Consider the following 8,822-nt stretch of genomic DNA (forward strand, 5'->3'; position numbering starts at 1 on the left):
GAATACATTACGGAGTATGGATGCAGAGACGGAAGGAGCAATGACTTATCGTGACGGCAACTCTTTTTGAACGGGCGCAAACAGGACGCATGCGGCTGCATGTCATGCCTACCAAGCGCTTCAAGACCTTTGCCATATCTTTGTACGCAGGTGTTCCGCTTGCAGAATCATCCGTAACGACTACCGCTCTGACGCCTTTTGTCCTGCGCAGAGGCACGCGGTCGACGCCGGAGACCTTGGCATTCCGCGAACGTCTGGATGATCTCTACGGCGCAGGCTTCGGCTTCGATATCTATAAACGCGGCGACGCGCAGATCGTCCAGTTCCGCATGGACGTCATAAATGACCAATTCGTCTCTTCCGGTACGCCTCTGCTGGCAGCTGCGCTGAAGCTGCTCGGAGAGATTGTCACCGATCCGGCGCTCGAGGACGGCATCTTCCGGGGCAAATATGTGGCCGCCGAGAAGATGACGCTGCAGAAACGGCTGGAGGCGATCATCAACGACAAGATCCGTTATGCCGCCGAGCGGTGCTTGGCCGAGATGTGCCGGCATGAGCCTTATCGGCTGCATGCCCTTGGCAAGCTCGAGGATCTGCCCGGCATCTCGTCGGAGTCGTTGTATGACGCTTATCGTGGGTGGTTGGGTGAGGCCGAGCTGGATCTGTATGTGGCGGGAGATACGACGCTGGCCGAGGTCGAGCGACTCGCCGCCGAAGCTTTCCGGCTGGAGCCGAGCGCAAGCGCAGGAGCCGGTTATGCCCGTCCCGAGGTGGGGACGACTGCGGAGGAGCCGCGGACGGTCATCGAGACGCTGGATGTCAGTCAAGGCAAGCTTAATATGGGGCTTCGCACTCATATCGGGTATGCTGACGAAGCGTATCCCGCTTTGCTGATGTATAACGGCATTCTCGGAGGCTATCCGCATTCCAAGCTGTTTTTAAATGTTCGCGAAAAGGCAAGTCTGGCCTACTACGCCGCTTCCCGCCTGGACGGTCACAAAGGCATTTGCACCATTCAGTCGGGCATCGAGATTGCCAACTTCGAGCAGGCCAAGACGATTATTTTGGCCCAACTGCAGAGCATGAAGGAGGGGCAAATCTCCGAGCTCGAGCTTAGCCAGACCAGGGCGATGATCAGCAATCAGCTGCGCGAGATGCAGGACTCGGCGTTTGAGATGATCAGCTATGACTTCAACAGCGTCTTGTCAGGCAAGAGCCGTACGGCAGCGGAGCTGATCTCCGCCATCGAGGCGGCGGGTGTCGAGCAGATCGTCCAGGTAGCCGACAAGGTGGAGCTGGATACGATTTATTTCCTGCGCGGAAAGGAGGCGCAACTGGCATGAAGACGCTAGCGTACCCGACGGTACAGGAGACGCTCTATTACGAGCAGATGCCTAACGGGCTCTCCGTGTATGTACTGCCCAAAAAAGGCTTCCAGAAAACCTACGCAACCTTTACGACCCGTTTTGGGTCCGTCGATAACCAGTTCTCGCTTCCGGGCGAGCAGAAGATAAGAGTAGAGGACGGGATTGCGCATTTCCTGGAGCACAAGATGTTCGAGGAGCCTAGCGGCGACATCTTTGCGACTTTTGCCTCGCAGGGGGCCTCGGCTAATGCCTTTACCAGCTTCGACCGCACGGCATACCTGTTCTCGGCGACCGAGCAGATCCCGGCGAACCTGACGACGCTGCTCGACTTTGTCCAGAATCCTTACTTTACGGATGAGAACGTCGAGAAGGAAAAGGGCATCATCGAGCAGGAAATCAACATGTACAAGGACAATCCCGATTGGCGAGTCTATACGGGGCTCATCGATGCCCTCTACCACGAGCATCCGGTCCATATCGATATCGCCGGTTCGGTCGAGTCGATCCGCCGCATCACCAAAGAAAGTCTCTATCAGTGCTACCATACCTTCTATCATCCTTCCAACATGCTGCTCTTCGTTGTAGGGGGCGTTGACAAGGATGAGATTATGGAGCTCGTGCGTCGCAACCAGACGTCCAAATCGTTTGGTGAATCGCCGCAGATCAAGCGATTGCTCGAGAAGGAGCCCGACGCGGTGAAGCTGCCGGTCAAGCGAAGCGAGCTGGCAGTCAGCCTGCCGAAGATGATGTTCGGCTTCAAGGAGACCGTCTTGCCTGCCGACAGCGAGCAGCTGCTGCGCAGGGAGGTAGCCAGCAAGCTGATGCTGGAGGCATTGCTTGGACCCAGCTCCAAACTGTATCAACAGCTATATGATGACGACCTGATCTCCGATTCGTTCGGCAGCGAGTACAACAGCAGCGCCACCTATGGCTTCACGATGATCGGCGGCGACACTCGCGATCCTGAGGCGTTGCTGGCGGCGATACGCAGCGCGATCGAAGAGAAGCTCGCGACAGGCATTGCAGCGGATGATTTTGAGCGGGTGCGCCGCAAGCGGATCGGCGGTTATTTGCGGATGCTTAACTCGCCGGAAGCGATCGCCAACGAGTTTACCCGCTATCAGTTCCGCGGCAACAATCTGTTCGAGCTGCTCCCGCTGTACGAGTCGGTGACGCTGGAGCAAGTGAATGAGCGGATGCGCGAGCATTTTCGCTGGGATCAGATGGCCGTCTCGATCGTCGACAAGGCCAAGACGTGAAGCCGCTCAGCGAGATGACGGTGCTGGTCACCGGAGGCAGCCGCGGCATTGGCGCGGCGATTTCGCGACGCTTTGCTACAGAAGGAATGAATGTCGTCATCCATTACAACAGCTCTCATGAGGCGGCCAACGAGACGGCTCGCGAGTGTATGCGGCTCGGCGCCCAGGTGATGACGGCATGCGCCGACCTGCGTTCGCGGGAGCAACTCGAGCGGATGAAGGAGAAGCTGGAGGATGCCGGGCGGCGTCCCGACATTGTGGTCAACAATGCCGGGATCGCCCACTACGGCATGTTAGCCGATGTGACAGACGACGTTTGGGACGATGTGATGGCGGTTAATTTAAAAGGGATGTATCTGTGTACGCAGCTCTTCATGCCGGCGATGATCCGGCAACGCTTCGGACGAATCATCAATGTGTCGTCGGTGTGGGGGATCTCGGGCGCCTCTTGCGAGGTGCTCTATTCCACGACGAAAGGCGGCATGAACGCCTTCACCAAGGCGCTTGCGAAGGAGCTGGCTCCCTCTGGCGTCACCGTCAACGCGGTAGCTCCCGGAGCCGTCGATACGGCGATGAACGCGCATCTGGACAGCACAGAGCATGCAGCGCTGGCCGAGGAGATCCCCGCCGGCCGTTTGGGACATCCGGATGAGATCGCATCGCTGGTCTACTTTCTGGCATTGCCGGAATCAGGTTATATTACAGGACAAGTCATAAGTCCCAATGGCGGGTGGGTCACATAAGGTTAAGCTTTTCGCCTCGGGATGAAACTTCTGCCGTTCGGTCGACGTCGAATAATTAACCGGGCGACAGCGAACAATAGGACTGTTGTACATCCTTTTCTTCAACGACTACAGGAGGCGAAGAGATATGGCAACTGTCCTGAACAACTATGATACGTGGAAGCATTTTTTGGCGGATCGGGTGGAGCAGGCCAAGAAAATCGGGTTGAGCGAAGAAGCCATCTCCAATCTGGCGTTCGAAATCGGCAGTTTTCTGGATGAGAAAGTCGATCCGAAAAACGACGAGCAGCGTGCGCTGAAAGAGATTTGGGATGTCGGCGATGAAGATGAGCGGAAGACCATTGCTCGTCTCATGGTGAAGCTTGTCCAAAACTCGTAATAGGCTTTGCAGACTGGCCTCCATTCGGGGGCCTTTCTGATAGGGTTGTTCCGCTGTTGCAGGATATTGACGAAAATTGTAGAATTATATTTTCGGGAAGCAAAATCGGATCGTGGGATTGTAACGCGGGAAGGAGACTTATGGAATACAAACAGTGGTACATGGAATACAAGATACATAAAAACCGTCCCGGTCTGTTGGGAGATATCGCTTCGTTGCTCGGCATGCTTGAGGTAAACATTATTACCATCAACGGGGTAGAAAACCGCACGCGGGGTATGCTGCTCCAAACCGATGACGACGAGAAAATTGAACTGCTTGGCAAAATGCTGAAAAAGGTCGACAACATTACGATTAACGCCCTACGTCCCCCGAAGCTCGTCGATATTTTGGCGGTCCGACATGGTCGGTACATCGAGCGGGATTCCGACGACAAGAAGACCTTTCGCTTTACGCGGGACGAGCTCGGGCTGCTCGTGGATTTTTTGGGCGAGATTTTTAAGCGGGAGGGCAATCAGGTGATCGGGCTGCGCGGCATGCCGCGCGTCGGCAAGACCGAATCGATCATCGCGGGCAGCGTATGCGCCAACAAACGCTGGGCGTTTGTCTCCTCGACCATGCTGAGGCAGACGGTACGCAGCCAGTTGTCCGAGGACGAGATGGATCCCGGCAACATTTTTATTATTGACGGGATCGTCAGTACGGTTCGTTCCAATGAGAAGCACTATAGTCTGCTGCAGGAAATTATGTCCATGCCTTCGACCAAGGTGATCGAGCACCCGGACATTTTCGTTAAGGAATCCCATTACGACCATGGCATTTATGATTGCATTATCGAGCTGCGCAACACCCCGGACGAAGAGATTTCGTACGAGAGCATTACTAGCGACATCCATGAATTTTAGTAAGGAGGTGAAGACATGTCTGATCTGGGCGCGCTTCTGAAGGAGGCACGACAGAAGAAGGGCTATACGCTGAATGATATCCAGGAAATGACCAAGATTCGTGTCAGATATCTGGAGGCGATAGAAGCGGGCGATTACAAGGTGCTGCCAGGCTCCTTTTATGCTCGCGCATTCATCAAAAATTATGCCGAAGCCGTCGGGCTCGATGCGGAGGAACTGCTGCAGCAGCATCAGAACGAAGTGCCGGCGCTGCCTACAGAGCCGATCTCCGAGCAACCGATGATGAAGCCTCGGCGCGCCTCGGCGCGGGCCTCGGATCGCTGGAGCAAATGGGGATTCGGCGTTCTCCTTTGGTGCTTTTTGGCACTGATCGCCGTCATCGTCTATGTCTTTGTGCTGAACAATCCCAACGATCCTCCGCCAACGGTCGATCCCACCAATCTGACGGAGAACACGGAGGATAACGACCCGCCGACTGCTCCGGGAGGAACAGAGACGCCGGATAACGGCACCGAGGCGCCGGGAGGAACGGAAACGCCTGGAGGGTCGGAGAATCCTGACGATGGCGAGGAAGAGCCGGAGCCGCCGAGCGGCGAGACGACGCTGACGCCGATCGGCGACATCACGCGCCGTACGACCAACTACGAGCTATCGCCCAAAGGCGTCCATAAGTACGAAGTGATCGTGAGCGGCGAGAGCTGGGTCGAGTTCCGCAACGAAGAGACTGGAGATCGTCTGGTGTACGAGACGCTGAAGGATACGACGAAGACGTTTGAGCTGTCTGCTCCCGTCTACATCAGCCTCGGCTTCGCCCCTAGCGTACAAATCAAGGTGGACGGTCAAGCGCTGCACAACGGCGGCGAATCGGGGACGAGCAAGCGGTACAACATTACACCTGTGGATAGCCCGTCGGCTGAAACGGACACGCAATAACAGGCATCGGACGAAGGCATCCTTGGCATCTCATCAGGGATGTCTTTTGCTGAGATCGATACATTGGGACGAGGAGTGGTAGAGATGAGTTCGGAAAGTTCATTTGATATTGTATCCAAGGTAGATATGCAGGAGATGGCCAACGCCATCCAGCAAGCCGAGCGGGAGATCAGCACGCGGTTCGACTTTAAGGGCAGCAAGAGCAGCATCGAGCTGGACAATGGCGAGCTGGTCGTCGCTTCCGATGACGAGTTCAAGCTTAAAGGGGTGCTCGATATTTTGTTGTCGAAGATGATCAAGCGCGGCGTGCCGATCAAAAATCTCGACTACGGCAAAATCGAGCCCGCCTCCGGCGGCACGGTGCGTCAACGAATCAAACTGAAATCCGGCATCGATCAGGAAAATTCCAAAAAAATCAACATCTTGATCCGCGATGCCAAGCTTAAGGTCAAATCGCAAATCCAGGGCGATCAGATTCGCGTGACTGGTAAGAGCAGAGACGATCTGCAGGCGGTCATCGCCCTGCTGCGCAAGGCTGATCTGACCGTAGACCTGCAGTTTGTCAACTATAAGTAAGTTTCGTGCTAAAGCTGCTTCAAGGTGTCATAGGCATGCGACGAGCGGCTCGCCCGTCGTTTTGACACCGCGAAGGCAGATCGTTTATACTTACTTGAAGGTATTGGGATCTGGAGGAATTGCTGAACATGACAGAACGCGTAAAGGTAGTAACGCTCGGCTGCGAGAAAAATCTGGTCGACTCCGAGATTATGTCGGGACTCATCGATCAGCGCGGTTTCGAGCTGGTGGAACAGGCGGAGGATGCGACCGTCATTATCGTCAACACCTGCGGCTTCATTGATGCCGCCAAGGAAGAGTCGGTCAATACGATCCTAGATATGGCTGATCTGAAAGAGACGGGGCGTCTGAAAGCGCTGATCGTCTCCGGCTGTCTTACGCAACGATACAAGCAGCAGCTGATGGAGGAGATGCCGGAGATCGACGGGATTGTTGGCACCGGCGATTTCCATAATATTAACGACATCGTCGACGAGGCGCTGCGCGGCAAACGGCCGGTATGGGTCGGCAACCCGGTATTTAATTATGAGCAGGCGTTGCCCCGCAAGGTGGCGACTCCGAGATATACGGCGTTTGTGAAGATTGCCGAGGGCTGCGACAATGCGTGCACCTTTTGCAGCATTCCGATCATGCGCGGCAAGTTCCGCAGCCGTTCGGTCGAATCGATCGTCGAGGAGGTTCGGCTGCTGGCGAGCCAGGGCGTCAAGGAAGTCAGTCTGATCGCTCAGGATTCGACCAACTATGGGACTGATCTGTACGACCGCTTTATGCTGCCGGCGCTGCTGGACCGCGTCAGCGAGGTGCCCGGCATCGCCTGGGTGCGGCTCCATTACGCCTACCCTGGATTTTTTACGGATGAGCTGCTGGAGACGATGGCGACCAACCCGAAGGTGTGCAAGTATATCGACATGCCGCTCCAGCATAGCGAGGACCGGATATTGAAGCGGATGCGCCGGCCGGGCAGGCAGCGCGATGTGCGCGAGCTGATCCGCAAGATCCGCGATCGGATGCCGGAGGCGGCGCTGCGCACCTCGATCATCGTCGGCTTCCCTGGAGAGACTGAGGAGGACTTTGAACGGCTGTGCGATTTTGTCCGCGAGGTGAAGTTCGACCGTCTGGGCGTCTTTACATACTCCAGCGAGGAGGACACGCCCGCGGTTCGTCTCCCGGATCACGTCTCGGACGAGGTCAAGGAATGGCGCGCCAATACGCTGATGGAGATTCAGCGCGAGGTGTCCAAGGACAACGGGAGCAAGTATATCGGCCGCGAGATCGACGTGCTCGTGGAGCGCTATGACGGCCGCAGCGACGTCTACATCGGCCGCTCGCAATACGATGCGCCAGAGATTGACGGCGAGGTGTTTATTACCAAAGCTTCAGCAACCATCGGAGAGATGCAGAAGGTTCGAGTGACACATGCGTACGAGTTTGATCTTTCCGGGGAGGGAATCGCATGAATCTGGCCAATCGCATCACATTGGCGAGGATTTTTCTGGTGCCGATCATCGTCTTCTTCCTATTGGTGCGGCTGGATATCGAGCCGATTGTGTTCGGAGATTTCCAGATCACGTATAATCAGATCATCGCGGCGCTGATTTTCATCATCGCGGCGAGCACGGATGGACTAGACGGCTATATCGCTCGCAAAAACAAGCAGGTCACCAATTTGGGCAAGCTGCTCGACCCATTGGCAGACAAGCTGCTCGTTGCTGCCGTGCTGATCTCGCTCGTCCAAATGAACAAACTGGATGCTGTCATCGCGATTATTATTATTAGCCGGGAGTTCGCGGTTACGGGACTGCGGCAGATCGCCCTGCTCGACGGCAAGGTCATGGCCGCCAGCAACTGGGGCAAGTGGAAGACGGCGGTGCAGATTACGATGATTATCGCGCTGCTCCTCAACAACTTCCCGTTTGCCTTTATCGATGTGCGTTTCGATCTGATTTCGAGCTGGGTCGCGGCGCTGATTACGCTCTATTCCGGCGTTGACTACTTCATCAAGAATAAAAATATCATTCCCGTCTCCGAGTAATCGATACGGGAGCAGGACGGCGCGCGGATTGTGATGCGAGGCGCGCCCACGGATGGACAGACATCATTCCCGCGTGGAATGATGTCTTTGTTTCCTCAATTTTCGATACGCAAACTAGGAGGATGGCTAGCGATGAAGGCAGAGATCATAGCTGTTGGAACAGAACTGCTGCTCGGACAGATCGTCAATACGAATGCGCAATATTTATCCAGAGGATTGGCCGATCTGGGCATCGACGTCTATTTCCAGACGGTCGTAGGCGACAATACGACACGCTTGACGCAAGCAATTCATACCGCCCGGGCGCGCGCCGACCTGATCTTGTTCACCGGCGGACTGGGCCCGACCCAGGATGATCTGACCAAGGATGCGCTGGCGGCCGATCTGGGCCGGGGACTGCATATCGACGAGCCGTCGATGGCCAAGATCGAAGCGCTGTTCGCTGGCCGGGGCGCACAGATGGTGGAGAGCAATCGTCGGCAGGCGCTCATGATCGAAGGCTCTGACCCGCTGGCCAACGAGACCGGGCTCGCGGTCGGCAATGCGCTCACCGTCGAGGGCACGCACTACATGCTGCTGCCGGGCCCGCCGCGCGAGATGAAGCCGATGTTCGATGGACCGGCGAGCG

The 8,822-nt window shown here is 56.1% G+C and carries 10 protein-coding genes; all 10 read left to right on the forward strand.

The window, feature by feature from the left end:
* Positions 1–50: 50 nt before the first annotated feature.
* Complete coding sequence (gene yfmF, locus PA598K_RS01470) at positions 51–1,343, forward strand: EF-P 5-aminopentanol modification-associated protein YfmF (protein WP_128655131.1); 1,293 nt, start codon at positions 51–53, stop codon at positions 1,341–1,343.
* On the forward strand, positions 1,340–2,626 hold the full coding sequence (gene yfmH, locus PA598K_RS01475; protein WP_128655132.1) for an EF-P 5-aminopentanol modification-associated protein YfmH: 1,287 nt from the start codon (positions 1,340–1,342) through the stop codon (positions 2,624–2,626). Before yfmF ends, yfmH begins: the two co-directional genes overlap by 4 nt.
* Before the next feature lie 14 nt (positions 2,627–2,640).
* Positions 2,641–3,369, forward strand: a complete 729-nt coding sequence (gene ymfI / locus PA598K_RS01480) for an elongation factor P 5-aminopentanone reductase (RefSeq protein ID WP_128655166.1) — start codon at positions 2,641–2,643, stop codon at positions 3,367–3,369.
* A gap of 127 nt (positions 3,370–3,496) precedes the next feature.
* A complete protein-coding gene (locus PA598K_RS01485; protein WP_128655133.1) occupies positions 3,497–3,748 on the forward strand; it encodes a DUF3243 domain-containing protein in 252 nt (83 codons plus the stop codon).
* 140 nt (positions 3,749–3,888) lie between these two features.
* Positions 3,889–4,653: a DUF3388 domain-containing protein gene (locus PA598K_RS01490; protein ID WP_128655134.1), complete on the forward strand. Its 765-nt coding sequence runs from the start codon at positions 3,889–3,891 to the stop codon at positions 4,651–4,653.
* A gap of 15 nt (positions 4,654–4,668) precedes the next feature.
* The gene (locus PA598K_RS01495) at positions 4,669–5,586 is read left to right on the forward strand and encodes a helix-turn-helix domain-containing protein (protein WP_128655135.1); all 918 of its coding nucleotides are present in this window, start codon (positions 4,669–4,671) and stop codon (positions 5,584–5,586) included.
* A gap of 84 nt (positions 5,587–5,670) precedes the next feature.
* Positions 5,671–6,162 (forward strand): YajQ family cyclic di-GMP-binding protein, encoded by a 492-nt coding sequence (locus PA598K_RS01500; protein WP_128655136.1) that lies wholly within the window; start codon positions 5,671–5,673, stop codon positions 6,160–6,162.
* 128 nt (positions 6,163–6,290) lie between these two features.
* A complete protein-coding gene (gene rimO / locus PA598K_RS01505) occupies positions 6,291–7,619 on the forward strand; it encodes a 30S ribosomal protein S12 methylthiotransferase RimO (protein WP_128655137.1) in 1,329 nt (442 codons plus the stop codon).
* Positions 7,616–8,194, forward strand: coding sequence for a CDP-diacylglycerol--glycerol-3-phosphate 3-phosphatidyltransferase (pgsA, locus tag PA598K_RS01510; RefSeq protein WP_128655138.1), 579 nt, complete (start codon positions 7,616–7,618; stop codon positions 8,192–8,194). Before rimO ends, pgsA begins: the two co-directional genes overlap by 4 nt.
* Before the next feature lie 132 nt (positions 8,195–8,326).
* The coding region (locus PA598K_RS37655) for a molybdopterin-binding protein (RefSeq protein ID WP_260405216.1) at positions 8,327–8,822 on the forward strand (496 nt) is incomplete at its 3' end.

The organism is Paenibacillus sp. 598K, from assembly GCF_003851045.1.
GTDB lineage: Bacteria > Bacillota > Bacilli > Paenibacillales > Paenibacillaceae > Paenibacillus_D.